Origin of the sequence: Streptomyces sp. NPDC007896 (assembly GCF_042959425.1) — a bacterium.
Lineage (GTDB): Bacteria > Actinomycetota > Actinomycetes > Streptomycetales > Streptomycetaceae > Streptomyces.
In genome coordinates this window covers 93805-111137 of sequence record NZ_JBIBKX010000011.1, presented here as the reverse complement: position 1 = coordinate 111137, position 17333 = coordinate 93805, and the positions used below count along the sequence as shown (strand labels likewise).

Here is a 17333-nt window from a genome sequence, read left to right as displayed (position 1 = left end):
GCTACTCGGCCTTCGACATACGGGCCACCGGATCGCCCGCGTCCGCGTTGTCCGTCTCGTACTTGAGGTCGCCCCCGGCGGGGATCAGCCGCACCTCGTGGCTGCCCGTCGTGCAGGTGCTGGGGTTGGACGTCTTGGCGGTGCTCGTCGCGGTGAGCTGTTTGTCGGTGACCTTCTTCAGGACGAGTACGTCGTCACAGGTGCCGCCGATCAGGTCGGTCGACCGGAACGTGCCCAACTCCTTGCCCACGGCGGCCTGGTGGAGGGTGACCCGGAACGTGCCCGCGGGCAGCTTCCCGCTCAGTGCGTAGGCATCGCCCGACCAGGTACCGAGGTAGTGCGCGGGCACGGAGGCGAGCGTCGCGCCGGCCGAGCCGGAGGCGTTCGGTGTCGCCGCCGGAGGGCTGGCCGCGGAATCGGAGCCGCTGGAGGCCGAGTTGTCGTCACCGCCGCCCGGAAGCAGATGGAACAGGAACACCGAGCCCACGGTCACCGCGGCCAGCGCTCCCGCGACGGCCAGCGCGAGCGTGCAACTCACCCTGCGGCCACGACCGTTCGCACCGGGCGCCGAGGCCGCGGCCACGCTGACGGAGAGCCTGCCCGGGTGGACCGTCGGCGCCGCGACCGCGTCCTGGACATCGCGCTGCCCCGGTACGTACGTCGGCATGGCGTACGGCGGCATGGTCGGCGGCGGACCGAACACCCCGTCGGGCGGCGGCGGACCGGTCCCGGAGTCCGTGCCCACCGAAGGGCTGCTGAAGCCCACCGGCCCGGACGGCGTCACCTCCGCCGCCTCCAGGTTCAGCAGCTGCACCGCGCTGCGGCTGACCTGCTCCACCAGGGGCCCCGGCAGCCAGCCGGCGGTCACCAGCCGGGCCGCGCCCTCGGGGGCCAGCCGTCCGGCCACCTCGCCCGGGCTCGGCCGACCGGCCGGGTCCTTGGCGAGGCAGGCGGCCACGAGTTCCCGTAGCTCCCCTTCCAGGGAGCCGAGCCGGGGCTCCTCGTGCACCACCTTGTAGAGGAGGGCGGCCGAGGAGTCACCGGGGAACGGGGACTCGCCCGTCGCCGCGTACACCAGCACCGCGCCCAGGGAGAAGACGTCCGCCGCGCCCGTGACCCCCTTGCCGAGGATCTGCTCGGGGGACATGTAGCCGGGGGAGCCGACGGAGACGCCCGTCGAGGTGAGCGAGGCGGTGCCGTCGGTGGCGCGGGCGATGCCGAAGTCGATGAGGAGGGGGCCGTCGAGGGTGAGCAGGACGTTGGAGGGCTTGACGTCACGGTGGACGAGGCCCAGTGCGTGGACCGCCGTGAGCGCCTCGGCCAGGCCCGCGCCCAGCACCCGTACCGAATGCGCCGGAAGCGGCCCGCTCGCGTCGGCGATCGCCGCCGCGAGCGAGGGACCGGCCGCGTAGCCGGTCGCGACCCATGGCACGGACGCCTCCGGGTCCGCGTCGAGGACCGGGGCCGTCCACGCGCCGCCCACCCGTCGCGCGGCCTCGACCTCGCGGCGGAAGCGGGCACGGAACTCCTCGTCGAGCGCGAAGTGCGGGTGCACGATCTTGACCGCGACCGTCCGCCCGCCCGCGCTGCGGCCCAGGTACACCCGCCCCATGCCGCCGGCCCCCAGCCGGCCGAGCAGCCGGTAGGGCCCCACGACCGTGGGTTCATCCACTCCGAGCGGCTGCATGGCGCTCCCACCTCCCCCGTACGCACGGACGCACTGCCCAGCAGGGTAGTTCCGTACGCCCCCACGGGGTCCCGAACACCCCCGCGGGTTCACAACGTCCCCGCGCTCTCAGGGAGTCAGCAGTTCGACCTTCACGTCCGTCGGAAAGCCGGTGGTCGAGCCGACCCGCCGGGCGAACTCCTGTACGGCCGCGAGCTGCGGGCCGCCGAAGCGGAAGTCGAGCGTGGTGAAGTACTGCTCCAGGGTCCGCTCGTCGAAGGCCTCCCAGCGGGCCGCCTGCTCGGCGACCTTGGAGACCTCGTCCAGCGAGAGGTCCCGGGAGGCGAGGAAGGCCTCGTGCACCTTGCGGGTGACGACGGGCTCGCGCTCCAGGTAGTCGCGGCGGGCCGCCCACACGGCGAAGACGAACGGCAGGCCCGTCCACTCCTTCCACAGCGTGCCGAGGTCGTGCACCTCCAGACCGAACTTCGGCCCGTCGAGGAGGTTGGCCCGCAGTGCCGCGTCGCCGATGAGGACGGCGGCGTCGGCCTCCTGCATCATCAGGCTGAGGTCGGGCGGGCACGTGTAGTAGGACGGCTGGACGCCCACGCTCTCGGCCAGCAGCAGCTGCGCGAGCCGAACGGACGTACGAGAGGTGGAGCCGAGGGCGACCCGTGCGCCGTCCAGCTGGTCCAGCGGGACCTGCGAGACGATCACACAGGACATCACCGGACCGTCGCAGCCGACCGCGATGTCCGGGAAGGCGACCAGCTCGTCGGCGTGCTTGAGGAACTCGACGAGCGTGATGGGCCCGATGTCGAGGTCGCCCCGCACCAGCTTCTCGCTGAGCTTCTCCGGGGTGTCCTTGGTGAGCTCGAAGTCGAGGAGCGTGCCCGTTCTCGCGAGCCCCCAGTAGAGGGGCAGGCAGTTCAGGAACTGGATGTGGCCGACGCGCGGCCGGGTGCGGTAATTGTCCACATCGCGAGGCTAGACCCCATGGAGTACCGTGCAGTCTCCAGGGTCCCCGCGTGGTTTCCGAAACCCTTCCGCCCTCTTGTGTCAACCCTTGCGACAGCAAGCCGACACCATCACGTCAACCCATCCGCCATGCGGGTCAAACATCCGGGTGACGTGATCTTGCCCCCTATTGCTTTCGGCTGCCTGCGTGCTAGGCTCGCCGCAAGTTGCAGTTTGGTTTCCCTTGCAGTACAGAGCCTGCGGAGCATGTGACCGCGGGCTCTCGTCGTTTTCAGACGTATGCAGTTGTTTACACAATCGCAGGTTCTGGAGCAGGGCAACCCTTTGGGCCCAAGGAGGGCTTATGGCTACCGGAACCGTGAAGTGGTTCAACGCCGAAAAGGGCTTTGGTTTCATCGCCCAGGAAGGCGGCGGCCCGGACGTCTTCGTCCACTACTCCGCGATCAACGCGAGCGGATTCCGCTCTCTCGAAGAGAACCAGTCGGTTTCCTTCGACGTCACGCAGGGTCCGAAGGGCCCGCAGGCGGAGAACGTCACCCCGATCTAAGTCTGCGGGCTTCATGAGCCCAATGCTTTGATCCGGAACGGATCGCATTACCCAAGGAGCCCCGCGCCAGCCGGTCGCGGGGCTCCTGCCTTGTCCGGATCGGCCCTACCGCACGTACAGCTCCTCGATCTCCTTGCTGAAGTCACGTTCGATCGCCGCCCGCTTCAGCTTCATGGTGGGGGTCACGTGGCCCGCCAGTTCCGTGAAGTCCCCCGGAAGGACGGCGAAGCGGCGGATGGACTCGGGGCGGGAGACGAGCTTGTTGGCCTCGTCGATCGCGCGCTGGAGGATGGCGTTCAGCTCCGGGTCGTCCATGAGGAGCTCCGGCGGGACGGGGTGCTTGCCGATCATCTGGCGCCAGTGGGTGACGCCGTCCTGGTCGAGGGTGATGAGGACGGTGACGTAGGGGCGGCGGTCGCCGAGGACGATGCACTGGGCGATCAGCGGATGCGAGCGGAGCCAGTTCTCCAGGGGCGCGGGGGCCACGCTCTTGCCGCCCGCGGTGATCAGGATCTCCTTCTTGCGGCCTGTGATGGTGAGGTAGCCCCCGTCGTCCAGTTCGCCGATGTCACCGGTCGCGAACCAGCCGTCCGGCGCCGCGTCGACGACGCCGCCCGCGTTCGGGTCCCAGTAGCCGCGGAAGATCTGTTCGCCGCCCAGCAGGATCTCGCCGTCCCCGGCTATCCGGACCCTGGTGCCGGGCAGCGGCCAGCCCACCGTGCCCAGTCGGGGTTTGAGCGGGGGCGTGACGGTCGCGGCGGCGGTGGCCTCCGTCAGGCCGTACCCCTCGAAGATCTCGATGCCGGCGCCCGCGTAGAACGCGGCGAGACGGCGGCCCAGCGGGGAGCCGCCGCAGATCGCGTAGCGGACCTTGCCGCCCAGCGCGTTGCGGATACGGCGGTAGACCAGGGGGTCGTACAGGGCGCGGGCGGCACGCAGGGAGCGCGAGGGACCCGGCCCGGTGCCGTGCTGCTTGGCCTCGACCGCCTCGCCGTAGCTGCACGCGATGCGCGCGGCGCGGTCGAAGGAGGACCCGCGGCCCATCTTCTCGGCCGTGGCCCGGCCGGTGTTGAACACCTTCTCCAGGACATAGGGGATGGCCAGCAGGAAGGTGGGTCTGAAGCTCGCCAGGTCCGCGAGCAGGTCTTCGGTACTCAGGCTCGGCGCATGGCCCAGGCGCACCCGTGCGCGCAGACAGGCGACCGCGACCATCCGCCCGAAGACATGGGAGAGGGGGAGGAAGAGGAGCATCGACGCGGCGTCCGAGGTCTTCGCCTTGAAGATCGGGTAGAGCAGTTCGATCGCGTTGTCGATCTCGGCGAAGAAGTTGCCGTGGGAGAGTGCGCAGCCCTTGGGGCGGCCGGTGGTGCCCGAGGTGTAGATGAGGGTGGCGAGCGTGTCGGGGCCGAGCACTCCACGGCGTACGGCGACCTCCTGGTCCGGGATGTCCTGGCCCAGCTCGGCCAGCCGCTCCAGGTGTCCCTTGTCGAAGACCCACATGTGCCGCAGGTCGGGGATCCGGTCGCGTTCCGGGCCGAGCGCGGACGCCTGCGCCACCGTCTCCGTGGCGAGGGCGACGGCTCCCGAGTCCTGGAGGATCCAGCGGACCTGGAAGACGGAGGAGGTGGGATAGACGGGGACGGTGACCAGACCCGCCGCCCAGGCCGCGAAGTCCAGGAGCGTCCACTCGTACGTCGTCCGCGCCATGATCGCGATGCGGTCGCCGGGCGCCAGGCCCTCGGCGATCAGGCCCTTCGCGACCGCCAGCACCTGCGCGGCGAACTCGGTGGCGGTCACGTCCTCCCAGGCACCGTCGGCGTTCTTCCTGCTGAGAACCGCCGCGTTCGGGGCCACGGTCGCGTTGTCGAACGGGATGTCCGCGAGCGAGCCGTGGGTCACCTGACCGACGAGGGGCGGCATGGACACCTCGCGCACCACTCCGTCCAGCCGCTTGATCTCGGGCTCCACGAGGGAGGGTACGGATGGGTCTGAATGGTACGGGCTGGACACGGGGGCGGCTCCTTGTCTGCCGGGACCAGGGGGTGTGAGGCGGGGTGAGGGCGCCAAGCCTCAGAAGCCTCATACGGCCCCGGGCCATGGGGGGTTCAGGCGAGGCAGGGGTGACGGGATCGTACGGGGCCGAAGTGTGGGGTTTGTGGGTGTCTGGGGTGGGCGAGGTGCGAGTTACCCAGGGTAAATCTTAAATCTTCAAAGGAAGTTCGGCCCACACCGTTTTGCCGACGAGACGGTCCGCGATGCCCCAGACGGGCGCGAGCAGGGCCACGATGATCAGACCCCGCCCTCCCTCACCGTCCATCGCCCCCGCACCGAACCGCAGTTGCCGGTCACCACGCGCGTCACTCACCTCGATGCGCAGCGTGTCCTCCGGAAGGCGCAGCAGGCGGAGTTCGAAGTCGCGTCCGGGAACGCGGCCGTGGGTGACCGCGTTGGCGGCGAGTTCGGCCACGACGTGCTGTGCGGTGTCGTTCACGTCGCTGTCGTGCGGGTATCCCCACTCGGCGAGTTGGTGTGCGGTGAGGCGACGGGCCAGGCGGGCGCCGCGCGGGGTGGAGCTGAGGCGCTGGCTCAGTTCGTCGGTGGGGGTGGAGATTCGAGAGTTCACATCACCGAGCGTGGTCGGCTCGCCCTACGCTGACCAGGAGTGACCCGGCGACGCTGCGTAGCCGTACGGATGCGGTGCGCGGGGTGTGCGGGTTGTCGGCCGTGGCGGTGAGCGTGTGAAGGCGGTGGCGTACGTGACGGAAGAGACCGACCGGAGGCCGGAGACACCGGCGGAGGCCGAGGGAACGACGGGCTTGTTCACCGCGCTCGGCAAGATGCTGAAACTGCTGCGGGAGCGGGCGGGGCTGACGCAGAAGGAGTTCGGGCAGTCGGTGGGGTACGGGCCCGACGCGATCTCCGCCATGGAGCGGGGGGTACGGGTGACTCGGCCCGAGCTGCTGGAGAAGGCGGACGAACTCCTGGACGCCGGGGGCCTGTTGAAGCAGGCGATCCCCGAGGTCAGGGAGGCGATGAAGAAGGCGCGGACGCGTCATCCGGAGTGGTATCGGAGTTACGCGGGGTTGGAGGCGGAGGCCGTTTCGTTGTACGACTACAGCACGATGGGCGTGCTCGGGCTGTTGCAGACGGAGTCGTACGCGCGGGCGGTGTTCACGCAACGGCACCCTCCCCTCGACGAGTCGACCATCGAGCGACGCGTGGCGGACCGCCTCTCGCGACAGCAGCTCTTCGAGCGATGGCCTCCGCCGGAGTGCAGCTTCGTGCTGGAGCAGGCGGTACTGGAACGGCCCATCGGCGGGCCCGAAGTGCACGCTGAACAGTTGCAACAGTTGCTGCGTATCGGGCGCCTGCGAAACGTGCAGCTTCAGGTGATGCCGACGGGGCGCCGTGAACACCCCAGCCTGGGCGGCTCGTTCACGCTTCTCATCCCGAAGGGGAAGGACCAGGTGGGGTATATGGAGATCCAGGGGTACCCACGCCTGATCACCGACCGCGAAGAGGTCCGCGTCCTCGCCGCCCGCTATGGGATCATCCGGGCGCAGGCGCTCAACCCGTACGAGTCCCTGGACCTGATCGAGAAGATGCTGGAAGAGCGATGACCATAGAGCAGCTGAACTGGTTCAAGTCGAGCTACAGCAGCGGCGAAGGCGGCCAATGCCTCGAAGTCGCCTACACCTGGCGCAAGTCGAGCTACAGCGACGGCGAGGGAGGTCAGTGCCTCGAAGTCGCTGTCACCCCCCACACCATCCACATCCGCGACTCCAAGAACCCCACCGGCCCCCGCCTCACCCTCTCCCCCACCACCTGGTCCGCCTTCCTCACCGCCGGGCCCGGGATTGCGGGCCCCTGACGCGGACGCCGCGACCAACGCCGCGGAACTCGGCGCAGCCCTGTCCGTCGAGATCGGGTGCTCGGTCCCCCGCGACGGGTACCACCCTGCGCCCCGGCAGGCATTGACGCACCCTTACCCTGGGTAACCTGACTCCGGAGTAAATACATCCGAGCCGGGAGTTGGACCATGGCCGACCGCTACCTGACCCCTGTCCTCGCCCGAGGCGCGCTCCTCTCCCCCTTCAAGCGACCCCGCCCGGACGCCCACGTCCCGCCGACCCCTCTCGTTCTCCCGGACGTCCGTATCGACCTCGCCCGGCTCGCCGCGTACGAGCGGGTCTGTGGGTTCGCGACGGGGGCGGACGCGCTGCCGGTGACGTATCCGCACGTCCTCGGGTTTCCGCTCGCGATGCGGATCATGGCGAGCCGCTCGTTCCCGCTGCCGCTGCTCGGGCTCGTCCACACCTCGATCGAGATCACCCAGCGGCAGCCGCTGGCCGCCACGGAGGCGTACGAACTCGGCGTGTGTGTCGCTGGGTTGGCGCCCCATCGTCGCGGGACGCAAGCCGTCGTCGCGACCGAGGCCAGGATCGACGGCGAGCCGGTGTGGGAGTCGAGGAGTACCTATCTCGCCCGGCACCGGACGGCCGGGGAGCCGACGTCCACGCCCCCGCGGGAGTCGGACGACGCCAAGCCCCTCCCCGTCCGCGCCGAATGGCGTCTCGGCGCGGACGTCGGGCGGCGGTACGGTGCGGCCTCGGGGGACCGCAACCCCATCCACCTGCACCCCCTCACCGCCCGCCTGTTCGGCTTTCCCCGCGCCATCGCGCACGGCATGTGGACGGTGGCCCGCTGCCTCGCGGAACAGGGCCCCCAGGACGCGGTACGGCTGCGTGCCGACTTCAAGGCCCCCGTTCTCCTCCCGGGCACGGTCACCTACGCCGCCGACGGTCCCGCCTTCGAGCTCCGCGGCACGGACTCCGGGCGCCTGCATCTGACGGGCGACCTACAGCTCATACGGTGAAGGGGTCAGTCCTGCGGAGGCGTCCACGGGCGGTTCTCCATCAGGTCGCCCAGGCCCGCCCAGGCGAAGTTCATCAGCGTCGCCGCCGCCTGCTTCGCGGAGACGCCCGGCGTGGCGTTGGCCCAGGCGGCGAGGGACTCGGCGGCGCCGACGAGGGCCTCGGCGAGTCCGGCGACCTCCCGTTCGGCCAGGGACGGGTCACGATGTGCCTCGCGCGCGGCGACCACGATCAGCTGGGTGACGAACGCGACGAGTTCCTCACGCATCGCCGCGACCTCGGCCGCGAACGGCTCGCCGTGCGTGCGCGCCTGACGGTGCAGGACCGCCCAGCCGTCCGGGTTGTCCGCCGTGTGCGTGAAGAACGCCCGCAGGCCTGCCCAGAGTTGACGGTCGGCGGGCAGACCGGACTGGACGCCCGCGCGTACCGCCGTGGTCAGTGCGGCCGCCTCACGGCGGATGCAGGCGGTGAAGAGGTCTTCCTTGGAGTTCAGGTACAGGTACACCAACGGCTTTGACACGCCCGCCAGATCGGCGATCTCGTCCATCGAAGCGGATCGGTACCCCCGCTGCCCGAAGGTCCGCACGGCGGCGTCCAGCATCTGCTGTTCACGCACCGCGCGCGGCATCCGCTTGTTCTTCACAGCACCCATACGGGCAAGCGTACGATCGGCCGCCGTCGGCCAGGCACAGCGTTACGAGGTCTGGCCCTGCACGCCGCCGCGGGCGGCGTCGTCCACGCCGTCCTCCTGGCTGCGGTTCTGCTCCAGGTTGGTCTTCATGCGATCCACGCGCGCGACGACCTGGGCGGAGGCGCGGTCGCGCTCCTTGCGCAGCACGACGAAACTGATGGGCGCGGAGATCACCAGCGCGAGCAGGACGATCCACATGTAGTTGGAGTCACCCAGGCCGCGCGGGGCGATGCCCAGGTAGACGAGGCCCCAGACGACCACGAGGCAGCCGGCGAAGACGCCGAGGCGCATCAGTGTGTAGCGGCCCATGTCAATCCACTCTTCCGTTCCGAACCGTTTCGAACGTTCCCAAAGGGCACCGTCCAGTGAAGCACGCCCGGCCCGATCCTCGTGCAGGGGGGCCTCAGTCGCCAGGCGGGAGAGGCAGCAGCATCGTGATCTCGTCACGGTCGTCGCCCGGGGCGACACGCAGCGCGTCGGGCGCCCGGCCGATCTCCTTGTAGCCGCAGGAGGCGTAGAAGCGTTCCAGTCCCTCCCCGCCCCGGCAGGTGAGGCGGAGTCCCTCCAGGCCGAGTGCGCGGGCCCGGTCCTCGGCCTCGCGGAGCAGGTCGGCGCCGTAGCCGCGGCCCTGGAGGGCCGGGTCGACCATGACGGTGTACAGCCAGGCCCAGTGGCGCATGAGGGGGTGGTCGTTGAGGGCGAGGAACGCGGTGGCGGCGAGCCGGCCGTCGGCGGTGAATCCGGCGAGGAGCCGGGTGCGGCCCTCGGCTATCGCCGTGAGGTGGGCCTCGGCGCGGGGGCGTATGTCGACGGGGGTCACCGGCGGCACGAAGCCGACCGCACCACCCGCGTTGGTGACATCCGTCCAGAGGGTGAGCAGCTGGTCGGGCAGGAGGTGGGTCGGCTTCGCGTCACGCGTGAACAGGGTGAAGGTCAGTGGCACGGCCACCGAGCGTAGAACACCGAGGTCGGAGCGGGCCAACCGCAGATGTCACCCCGCTACGCCAGGTTGAACGTCCGGAACACGATGGCGGAGTCGTCGGACGAAGCGACATGCCGGCCCCCTCCGCGAGGAGGGAACCGGCACAGGGGCCGTCATGGGCGTACGACCGGACCGCGGAGCGTCAGACGCGCATCGGCTGCGGCGACTCGCGGCGCGCCGGGTCCGGGCCGTCGTACTCGCGGATGATCTCGTAACGGGTGTTGCGCTCGACCGGCTGGAAGCCCGCGTCGCGGATCAGGTCGAGCAGGTCCTCGCGGGTCAGCTTGTTCGGCGTGCCGTAGTTGTCCGCGTCGTGCGTGATCTTGTACTCGACGACCGAGCCGTCCATGTCGTCGGCACCGTGCTGGAGGGCGAGCTGCGCGGTCTGTACGCCGTGCATCACCCAGAAGACCTTGACGTGCGGCACGTTGTCAAAGAGGAGACGGGAGACCGCGAAGGTCTTCAGGGCCTCGGCGCCGGTCGCCATCTGGGTGCGCGCCTGGAGCCGGTTGCGGACCTTGCCGTCCTTCACGTCCACGAAGTCGTGCTGGTAGCGCAGCGGGATGAAGACCTGGAAACCACCGGTCTCGTCCTGGAGCTCACGGAGCCTGAGGACGTGGTCGACGCGGTGGCGGGGCTCCTCGATGTGCCCGTACAGCATCGTGCACGGAGTCTTCAGACCCTTCTCGTGCGCGAGCCGGTGGATGCGCGACCAGTCCTCCCAGTGCGTGCGGTGGTCCACGATGTGCTGGCGGACCTCCCAGTCGAAGATCTCCGCGCCGCCACCGGTGAGGGACTCCAGGCCCGCCTCGATCAGCTCGTCGAGGATCTCCGACGCCGACAGCCCGGAGATCGTCTCGAAGTGGTGGATCTCCGTCGCCGTGAAGGCCTTCAGGGAGACGTTCGGGAGGGCCTTCTTCAGCTCGCTCAGCGACCGCGGGTAGTAGCGCCACGGCAGGTTCGGGTGCAGGCCGTTGACGATGTGCAGCTCGGTGAGGTTGTCGTTCTCCATCGCCTTGGCGAGGCGGACGGCCTCCTCGATGCGCATCGTGTACGCGTCCTTCTCGCCCGGCTTGCGCTGGAACGAGCAGTACGCGCAGGACGCGGTGCACACGTTCGTCATGTTGAGGTGGCGGTTGACGTTGAAGTGGACGACGTCGCCGTTCTTGCGCGTGCGCACCTCGTGGGCGAGCCCGCCCAGCCAGGCCAGGTCGTCCGACTCGTACAGCGCGATGCCGTCTTCGCGGGTCAGCCGCTCACCGGCTCGAACCTTCTGCTCCAGCTCGCGCTTGAGCCCGACGTCCATGCCTCTACCTCTTCCTCAGACAGCCTTCGTAAACCGTACTCCCCCACCCTCCGGGCGGGAGGGGCCCCCATCAGGCACTTCGTGCCCTAACCCTCTTCGGGCAGCTCTCCGACCCGGTTCTCCCACTTCGTGGAGAGCACGATCGTCGTACGGGTCCGGGAGACACCCTTCGTCCCCGAGAGCCGCCGGATGGTCTTCTCCAGCCCGTCGACATCACTCGCCCGCACCTTGAGCATGAACGAGTCGTCGCCCGCGATGAACCAGCAGTCCTCGATCTCGCCGAGGTCCCGCATCCGCCGGGCCACGTCCTCGTGGTCGGCGGCGTCGGAGAGCGAGATGCCGATCAGGGCGGTGACGCCGAGACCGAGCGAGGCGGAGTCGACGGTGGCGCGGTAACCGGTGATGACCCCGGCCGCCTCCAGCCGGTTGATGCGGTCGGTGACGCTGGGTCCCGACAGACCGACGAGGCGCCCCAGCTCCGCGTAGGAGGCCCGGCCGTTCTCTCTCAGGGCCTGGATGAGCTGCCTGTCCACCGCGTCCATGCGATCGCTAGCCTTCCGCTGAAGTGTGTGAGTCGTGAGTGGTGCGATGTTGCTCAGTGGTGCTCGGGTCGTGCGTGTTCAGGTCATACGCGTTCGGGTCGTACGTGTTCGGGTCGTGCGTGCCGAGGTCGTACGTGCTCGGGGTCGTGGCCGCTCAGGTCGCTCGGAAGCCGCCGCCGAGTTCGCCCTCCCACCGGCGGTACAGCCCGTGTTCGACGCCCGCCGCGTCCAGCACCCGCCCGGCGACGAAGTCCACCAGGTCCTGGATGTGCGTGGCCCCCGCGTAGAACGCCGGTGATGCGGGCAGCACGGTGGCGCCCGCGTCGTCCAGGGAGACCAGGTGACGCAGTGTCTGCCCGCTCAACGGGGTCTCGCGGACGGCTACGACGAGCTTGCGCCCCTCCTTGAGGGTCACGCTCGCCGCGCGCTGCAGCAGGTCCTTCGACAGCCCCAGGGCGACTCCGGCCACGCAGGCCGTCGAGGCGGGCACGATGAGCATGCCCTTCGAGGGGTACGAGCCCGAGGACGGCCCCGCCGCCAGATCACCGGCGCTCCAGTGCCGTACGGCGTCCAGGCGCCCCTCGAAGGCGTCGAAGGTGCCGGGCTTGCCGTCCGCGCCACGCGCCAGCCATACCCGCAGGTCGTCCTGCCAGTGGGCGTCCCGGAAGGAGAGGCCGGTCTCGTCGAGCAGCGTGAGCCGGGAGGCGCGCGAGACCACCAGGTCGACGCTCTCCCCCGCCGCCAGGAGCGCCCGCAGCACGGAGGCGGCGTACGGCGTACCGGAGGCGCCCGACACCCCCACGATCCAAGGCCGGCGCTGCGTCTGTCCTGGCTTCATGATGTCGAGGGTATCCGGCGGCTGTCGGGATTCAGACCGTGAGCCCGCGGACCAGCAGATCGAGCAGGGCACACACGAACAGGGCGATGCCGATGAATCCGTTGACTTGGAAGAACGCGCGGTTCAGACGGGACAGGTCGTGCGGCTTCACGATGGAGTGCTCGTAGAGGAACGCGCCCGCGACGATCAGCAGACCCAGCCAGAAGAACGCGCCCGCGTCGGTGGCGACGGCGTACCAGGCGAACAGGGCGGTGGTGACGGCGTGGCAGGCGCGCGCCCCCCAGATCGCGGCGGGGATACCGAAGCGCGCCGGTACCGACATGACCCCGATCTCGCGGTCCGTCTCGACGTCCTGGCAGGCGTAGATCAGGTCGAAGCCGCCGATCCAGATCCCGACCGCGAGCCCCAGGATGACGGCGTCCCACGACCACTCGCCGGAGAGCGCCAGCCAGCCGCCGATCGGGCCCATCGCCTGGGCCAGACCCAGGATGGCCTGCGGGAAGTTCGTGAACCGCTTGCCGTACGGGTACACCACCATCGGGATCACGGCGATGGGGGCCAGGGCCAGGCACAGGGGGTTCAGGAGGGCCGCGGCGCCCAGGAAGAAGACCAGCGCGACCAGCGCGCCCGTCCACGCGTGCTTCACGCTCATCGCGCCGGTGACCAGCTCACGGTGGGCCGTGCGCGGGTTGCGGGCGTCGATCTCGCGGTCGATGATCCGGTTCGCCGCCATCGCGAACGTGCGCAGCCCGACCATCGCGATCGTGACGAGCAGCAGCCTGCCCCAGTGGACGTTCTTGTCCCACTCGAACATCGCGGTCAGCGCGGCGATGTAGGCGAAGGGCAGCGCGAAGACGGAGTGCTCGATCATGACGAGCCGGAGGAAGGCCTTGGTGCGCCCCGGCTGCTGCGGGAGCGCGGCGGATGCGCTGGTCACCGGCTGCCCGCCCTGGTGCTGTTGATGGACCTCACAGGCCGTACTCCTTCCAACGGCGGTCGACCGTCGCCGCCGTCTCCGGGTCGGAGAGAACCATTTCCGGCCATCCCCCGTCCCGGGTGTAACCCTCCTCGGGCCACTTCCTCGTCGCGTCGATGCCCGCCTTGCCTCCCCAGAACTGCTGGTAGGAGGCGTGGTCGAGATGATCGACGGGGCCTTCGACGACGGTGAGGTCGCGGGCGTAGTCGGTGTTGCCGAGGGCCCGCCACGCGACCTCGTGCAGATCGTGGACGTCGCAGTCCGAGTCCACGACCACGATGAGTTTCGTGAGGGACATCATGTGCGCCCCCCAGACGGCATGCATCACCTTTTGGGCGTGCTTGGGGTATTTCTTGTCGATCGCGACGATCGCGCAGTTGTGGAAACCGCCGGCCTCGGGGAGGTGGTAGTCCACGATGTCCGGCACGATGATCTTCAGCAGGGGGAGGAAGAAGCGCTCGGTCGCTCGCCCGAGGGGGCCGTCCTCCGTCGGGGGCCGCCCCACGACGATCGACTGGAGCAGCGGCCGCTTGCGCATGGTGACGCAGTCGATGGTCAGCGCCGGGAAGGGCTCCTGCGGCGTGTAGAACCCGGTGTGGTCGCCGAAGGGCCCCTCCGGGAGCATCTCCCCCGGCTCCAGCCACCCTTCGAGCACGACCTCCGCGTTCGCGGGGACCTGCAGCGGGACGGTCTTGCAGTCCACCATCTCGATCCGCTTGCCCTGGATGAACCCGGCGAAGAGGTACTCGTCGATGTCACCGGGCAGGGGGGCGGTGGAGGCGTATGTCACGGCGGGGGGGCACCCGAAGGCGATCGCGACCGGCAGTCGCTCTCCCCTCCTCGCCGCCACCTGGTAGTGGTTGCGGCTGTCCTTGTGGATCTGCCAGTGCATGCCGATGGTGCGCTTGTCGTGGCGCTGGAGGCGGTAGAGCCCGAGGTTGCGGATTCCGCTCTCCGGGTCCTTGGTGTGGGTGAGCCCGAGGTTGAAGAAGGAGCCGCCGTCCTGGGGCCAGGTGAAGAGTGCGGGGAGGGCGTCCAGGTCGACGTCCTCACCGTGCAGCACGACCTCCTGCACGGGCGCGTTGTCGGACTTCACCTTCTTCGGCGGTACGTGGGTCATCGCGCCGAGCTTGCCGAAGGCCTCGCGTACGCCGACGAAACCGTGGGGCAGCTCGGGCCTGAGCAGGCCGCCGATCTTCTCGCTGATCTCGCCGTACGACTTCAGACCGAGGGCTTTCAGCAGCCGCCGGTCGGTCCCGAAGACGTTCATGGCGAGCGGCATGGCGGACCCGCGCACGTTCTCGAAGAGCAGCGCCGGTCCACCCGCCTTCTGCACCCGGTCGACGATCTCCCCGACCTCCAGATACGGGTCCACCTCGGCCTTGATGCGCTTGAGGTCGCCCTCGCGCTCCAGCGCCCTCAGCAGGGATCGAAGATCGTCGTAAGCCATGCGTCCAAGTATCGCTGAGGGCCGCCCGACACCGACGTGCGCCCCACCGCCGTGGGCGGGACCACCCCTCTCGCCCCCGCCGCCCCTACCCGTCCCATCCCAGGGGGCTGCGCCCCCAGACCCCCGCTATCGGCCTGAACGGCCTCGTCCTCAAACGCCGGACGGGCTGGAGGGTGCGGACGTGGGTGGCTGGACGGGGTGGGTGGGGCATCGGCCTCCGGCCTCGTCCTCAAACGCCGGACGGGCTGAAAGATGCGGGCCGGGGTGAGTGGGGTGCGTGCGGCCTCCGGCTTCGCCTGCGAACGCCGGGCGGGCCGAGGCCTTCAGGGGCGCGGGGAGCTGCGCGACCAGCCCCCACCGGTCCGCGGCCGAGGAACCGCCCCGAGGGGCAGCGCCCCTTCAGGGGCGCGGGGAACTGCGCGACCAGCCCCCGCCCACCCGCAGCCGACGAACCCACCGGGAGGCTGGGGCGGTGGGGGTGGGGGTGGGGGTGGGGAAAGTGTCATCCTCCCGTTGAAGTCAGCCGCTACCCTGTGCGCGTCATCGGGGCCCCGCACCGCCCCGCCACCGTCCACTGGGGGACCGTTCCGCCATGCTCAGGTATCTGCCGTTCCTGCTGGTCCTGGCGCTGTGGATCTACTCGTTCATCGACTGCCTGAACACGCCGGAGGAGGAGGTCCGCGGCCTGCCCAAGGTGGTGTGGGTGATCATCATCCTGCTCTTCGGAGAAGTCCTCGTCGGCCCGATCGCCTGGCTCGTCGCGGGCAAGGTCGGCCGGGGCCCGACCCGAGGCGTCACGCCCTCCGAGTGGCACCGCGACCAGCGCCCGCAGTACGTCGCCCCCGACGACAACCCCGAGTTCCTGAACTCCCTCAACGCGGAGTCGTCCCCCTCCAAGAACGTCAAGGACGAGGCACTCCTGAAGGACTGGGAGGCCGACCTGCGGCGCCGCGAGGAGGAGCTGCGCCGGCGCGAGGCCGGCGAGGAGTCCGAGAGCTGACGCCCGTACAAGGTGTACGCCGACGAGCCTCCCGAAACGGACAGTGCGCCTCTGGCCGGGGGTGGCGGGGCCCCGGACACTTACGGTGCATGACGACCGCTCCCGCCGGCACCACCGCACCGATCACGCCCGAGTACGGCGACAGAGTCATCGCCGTCGAGACGGCGGGCTCGGAACCGATTCCCGACGCCGAACGCCACGGCAGTCCGCTCCAGTTGCTGTGGACCTGGGCCTCCCCGAACATCGAGTTCGCGACCGTGTACATCGGCGTGATCTCGGTCCTCTTCTTCGGACTGAACTTCTGGCAGGCGGCCGCGGCACTGCTGCTGGGCACGGCGCTGGGCGCCCTGACGCAAGGCGTCCTGTCCCTCGACGGACCCCGGTTCGGCGTCCCGCAGATGGTGATCGGCCGCCTCTCCTTCGGCTACCGGGGCAATCTGCTGCCTGCCGGGGTGAATGCCCTGGTGGCGGGCGTGGGCTGGTTCGCCGTGAACAGCGTGAGCGCCGCGTTCGCGCTGAACACGCTGACGGGTCTGCGCCCCCTGCCCTCGCTGCTGCTGGTGGTGGCGGTCGAGATCGTGATCGGCTTCATCGGCCACAACTTCGTGCACGCCTTCGAGAAGTACGCGTTCCCGGCGCTGGCGGTGGTGTTCCTGGTGGCGGGGGTGTGGACGTTCGACCACGCGGACCTGGGCACCTCGGGCGGGGGCGGCGGCGTCGGCGGCTTCCTGCTGGCCTTCAGTACGGCATGGGGGTACGCGGCGGGCTGGAACCCGTACGCCACGGACTACTCGCGCTACCTCCCCCGCACGGCGAACACGTTCAGGACCGCCCTCTACCCGGCCGTGGGTCTCTTCCTCTCCGTCGCGGTCGTCTCCCTCATCGGCGCGGCGTCGGCGACGATCGCGTCCCCCGACAGCGCGACCCCAACGGCCGCCTTCACCGGCCATCTCCCGTCCTGGCTCGGCGACTTGGTGCTGCTCTCCATCATCCTGGGCGGTGTCTCGGCGAACGCCCTGAACGTCTACTCCTCCGCCATGTCCATCACCTCGCTCGGCCTGCGGCTGCCGGCCTGGCTGGGGCGCGGCGCGCTGGTGGTGCTCTCGGGCGTGGCGGGCACGGCGGCGGCGTGGGCGTCGCTGTCCGACGCCGGGCATGCGTACGAGGCGTTCCTGCTGGTCATCGCGTACTGGATCGGACCGTGGCTGGGAGTGGTGCTGGTGGAGCGGTGGCTCCGGACCCGGACTCCGGACGACGAGCCGGCCCGACGCCTGGGCGACCGCGCGTTCACCAACTGGCCCGGTATCACCGCCCTGTTGATCGGCGTGGTGGTCTCGGTTCCGCTCTTCTCCAACCAGGAGAAGTACGTGGGCTGGGTGCCGAAGCACTGGGCGTCCTTCGGCGACATCACCTGCCTGGTGGGCTTCGCGGTGAGCGCGGCGCTGTACGCGCTGCTGCGGCGGGCGCCCCGCACGGGCTGAGC

At 69.9% G+C, this 17333-nt stretch carries 18 protein-coding genes; 6 read left to right on the top strand and 12 right to left on the bottom strand.

The features are described from left to right. Position 1 precedes the first annotated feature (1 nt). Both ACFZDJ_RS31970 and ACFZDJ_RS31965 read right to left on the bottom strand, forming a co-directional pair. Complete coding sequence (locus ACFZDJ_RS31970) at positions 2 to 1687, bottom strand: protein kinase (RefSeq protein WP_391064013.1); 1686 nt, start codon at positions 1685 to 1687, stop codon at positions 2 to 4. A gap of 108 nt (positions 1688 to 1795) precedes the next feature. Continuing rightward, positions 1796 to 2644: an MqnA/MqnD/SBP family protein gene (locus tag ACFZDJ_RS31965; RefSeq protein ID WP_391064010.1), complete on the bottom strand. Its 849-nt coding sequence runs from the start codon at positions 2642 to 2644 to the stop codon at positions 1796 to 1798. 343 nt (positions 2645 to 2987) lie between these two features. On the opposite strand from ACFZDJ_RS31965, the gene ACFZDJ_RS31960 reads away from it, so the two are divergent. Continuing rightward, entirely contained in the window at positions 2988 to 3191 is a 204-nt protein-coding gene (locus ACFZDJ_RS31960) for a cold-shock protein (RefSeq protein ID WP_028805073.1), read from the top strand. A 105-nt stretch (positions 3192 to 3296) separates the two neighbouring features. Here ACFZDJ_RS31960 and ACFZDJ_RS31955 read toward each other — a convergent pair whose 3' ends face one another. Both ACFZDJ_RS31955 and ACFZDJ_RS31950 read right to left on the bottom strand, forming a co-directional pair. Beyond that, positions 3297 to 5201: an AMP-binding protein gene (locus ACFZDJ_RS31955; protein WP_390934887.1), complete on the bottom strand. Its 1905-nt coding sequence runs from the start codon at positions 5199 to 5201 to the stop codon at positions 3297 to 3299. Positions 5202 to 5391: 190 nt separating this feature from the next. Beyond that, positions 5392 to 5814, bottom strand: coding sequence for an ATP-binding protein (locus ACFZDJ_RS31950; protein WP_391064007.1), 423 nt, complete (start codon positions 5812 to 5814; stop codon positions 5392 to 5394). A 133-nt stretch (positions 5815 to 5947) separates the two neighbouring features. On the opposite strand from ACFZDJ_RS31950, the gene ACFZDJ_RS31945 reads away from it, so the two are divergent. From ACFZDJ_RS31945 to ACFZDJ_RS31935, 3 genes are all read left to right on the top strand, one after another. After that, the gene (locus tag ACFZDJ_RS31945) at positions 5948 to 6811 is read left to right on the top strand and encodes a Scr1 family TA system antitoxin-like transcriptional regulator (protein WP_391064004.1); all 864 of its coding nucleotides are present in this window, start codon (positions 5948 to 5950) and stop codon (positions 6809 to 6811) included. Then, complete coding sequence (locus ACFZDJ_RS31940) at positions 6808 to 7062, top strand: DUF397 domain-containing protein (RefSeq protein WP_190169879.1); 255 nt, start codon at positions 6808 to 6810, stop codon at positions 7060 to 7062. Before ACFZDJ_RS31945 ends, ACFZDJ_RS31940 begins: the two co-directional genes overlap by 4 nt. A gap of 168 nt (positions 7063 to 7230) precedes the next feature. Beyond that, positions 7231 to 8067 (top strand): MaoC/PaaZ C-terminal domain-containing protein, encoded by an 837-nt coding sequence (locus tag ACFZDJ_RS31935; protein ID WP_391064001.1) that lies wholly within the window; start codon positions 7231 to 7233, stop codon positions 8065 to 8067. A gap of 5 nt (positions 8068 to 8072) precedes the next feature. On the opposite strand, the gene ACFZDJ_RS31930 is transcribed toward ACFZDJ_RS31935, so the two are convergent. The 8 genes from ACFZDJ_RS31930 to ACFZDJ_RS31895 form a co-directional block, all read right to left on the bottom strand. Next, positions 8073 to 8717 carry a TetR family transcriptional regulator gene (locus tag ACFZDJ_RS31930; RefSeq protein WP_390934882.1) on the bottom strand — a complete coding sequence of 215 codons (645 nt, stop codon included), beginning with the start codon at positions 8715 to 8717 and terminating at the stop codon, positions 8073 to 8075. A gap of 42 nt (positions 8718 to 8759) precedes the next feature. Next, the gene (locus ACFZDJ_RS31925; protein WP_075028610.1) at positions 8760 to 9065 is read right to left on the bottom strand and encodes a DUF4229 domain-containing protein; all 306 of its coding nucleotides are present in this window, start codon (positions 9063 to 9065) and stop codon (positions 8760 to 8762) included. A 94-nt stretch (positions 9066 to 9159) separates the two neighbouring features. Continuing rightward, positions 9160 to 9699, bottom strand: a complete 540-nt coding sequence (locus ACFZDJ_RS31920; RefSeq protein ID WP_390934881.1) for a GNAT family N-acetyltransferase — start codon at positions 9697 to 9699, stop codon at positions 9160 to 9162. A 181-nt stretch (positions 9700 to 9880) separates the two neighbouring features. Next, positions 9881 to 11044, bottom strand: a complete 1164-nt coding sequence (gene mqnE, locus ACFZDJ_RS31915; protein WP_168510132.1) for an aminofutalosine synthase MqnE — start codon at positions 11042 to 11044, stop codon at positions 9881 to 9883. Positions 11045 to 11130: 86 nt separating this feature from the next. Further along, complete coding sequence (locus tag ACFZDJ_RS31910) at positions 11131 to 11586, bottom strand: Lrp/AsnC family transcriptional regulator (RefSeq protein ID WP_054232130.1); 456 nt, start codon at positions 11584 to 11586, stop codon at positions 11131 to 11133. Between the two features lie 154 nt (positions 11587 to 11740). After that, positions 11741 to 12424, bottom strand: a complete 684-nt coding sequence (locus tag ACFZDJ_RS31905) for a UbiX family flavin prenyltransferase (RefSeq protein WP_168510130.1) — start codon at positions 12422 to 12424, stop codon at positions 11741 to 11743. Positions 12425 to 12455: 31 nt separating this feature from the next. Then, entirely contained in the window at positions 12456 to 13361 is a 906-nt protein-coding gene (gene mqnP / locus ACFZDJ_RS31900) for a menaquinone biosynthesis prenyltransferase MqnP (RefSeq protein WP_391063997.1), read from the bottom strand. A gap of 31 nt (positions 13362 to 13392) precedes the next feature. Continuing rightward, entirely contained in the window at positions 13393 to 14850 is a 1458-nt protein-coding gene (locus ACFZDJ_RS31895; RefSeq protein ID WP_168494463.1) for a menaquinone biosynthesis decarboxylase, read from the bottom strand. 592 nt (positions 14851 to 15442) lie between these two features. On the opposite strand from ACFZDJ_RS31895, the gene ACFZDJ_RS31890 reads away from it, so the two are divergent. Further along, positions 15443 to 15850, top strand: a complete 408-nt coding sequence (locus ACFZDJ_RS31890; RefSeq protein WP_168494462.1) for a PLD nuclease N-terminal domain-containing protein — start codon at positions 15443 to 15445, stop codon at positions 15848 to 15850. Positions 15851 to 15939: 89 nt separating this feature from the next. Continuing rightward, on the top strand, positions 15940 to 17331 hold the full coding sequence (locus ACFZDJ_RS31885) for a cytosine permease (protein WP_391063994.1): 1392 nt from the start codon (positions 15940 to 15942) through the stop codon (positions 17329 to 17331). Positions 17332 to 17333 lie beyond the last annotated feature (2 nt).

Coding starts and splice junctions, on each gene's coding strand:
- ACFZDJ_RS31970 (WP_391064013.1), bottom strand. CDS start 1,687: ATGCAGCCGCTCGGAGTGGATGAACCCACGGTCGTGGGGCCCTACCGG.
- ACFZDJ_RS31960 (WP_028805073.1), top strand. CDS start 2,988: ATGGCTACCGGAACCGTGAAGTGGTTCAACGCCGAAAAGGGCTTTGGT.
- ACFZDJ_RS31940 (WP_190169879.1), top strand. CDS start 6,808: ATGACCATAGAGCAGCTGAACTGGTTCAAGTCGAGCTACAGCAGCGGC.
- ACFZDJ_RS31935 (WP_391064001.1), top strand. CDS start 7,231: ATGGCCGACCGCTACCTGACCCCTGTCCTCGCCCGAGGCGCGCTCCTC.
- ACFZDJ_RS31930 (WP_390934882.1), bottom strand. CDS start 8,717: ATGGGTGCTGTGAAGAACAAGCGGATGCCGCGCGCGGTGCGTGAACAG.
- ACFZDJ_RS31925 (WP_075028610.1), bottom strand. CDS start 9,065: ATGGGCCGCTACACACTGATGCGCCTCGGCGTCTTCGCCGGCTGCCTC.
- mqnE (WP_168510132.1), bottom strand. CDS start 11,044: ATGGACGTCGGGCTCAAGCGCGAGCTGGAGCAGAAGGTTCGAGCCGGT.
- ACFZDJ_RS31910 (WP_054232130.1), bottom strand. CDS start 11,586: ATGGACGCGGTGGACAGGCAGCTCATCCAGGCCCTGAGAGAGAACGGC.
- ACFZDJ_RS31905 (WP_168510130.1), bottom strand. CDS start 12,424: ATGAAGCCAGGACAGACGCAGCGCCGGCCTTGGATCGTGGGGGTGTCG.
- ACFZDJ_RS31895 (WP_168494463.1), bottom strand. CDS start 14,850: ATGGCTTACGACGATCTTCGATCCCTGCTGAGGGCGCTGGAGCGCGAG.
- ACFZDJ_RS31890 (WP_168494462.1), top strand. CDS start 15,443: ATGCTCAGGTATCTGCCGTTCCTGCTGGTCCTGGCGCTGTGGATCTAC.
- ACFZDJ_RS31885 (WP_391063994.1), top strand. CDS start 15,940: ATGACGACCGCTCCCGCCGGCACCACCGCACCGATCACGCCCGAGTAC.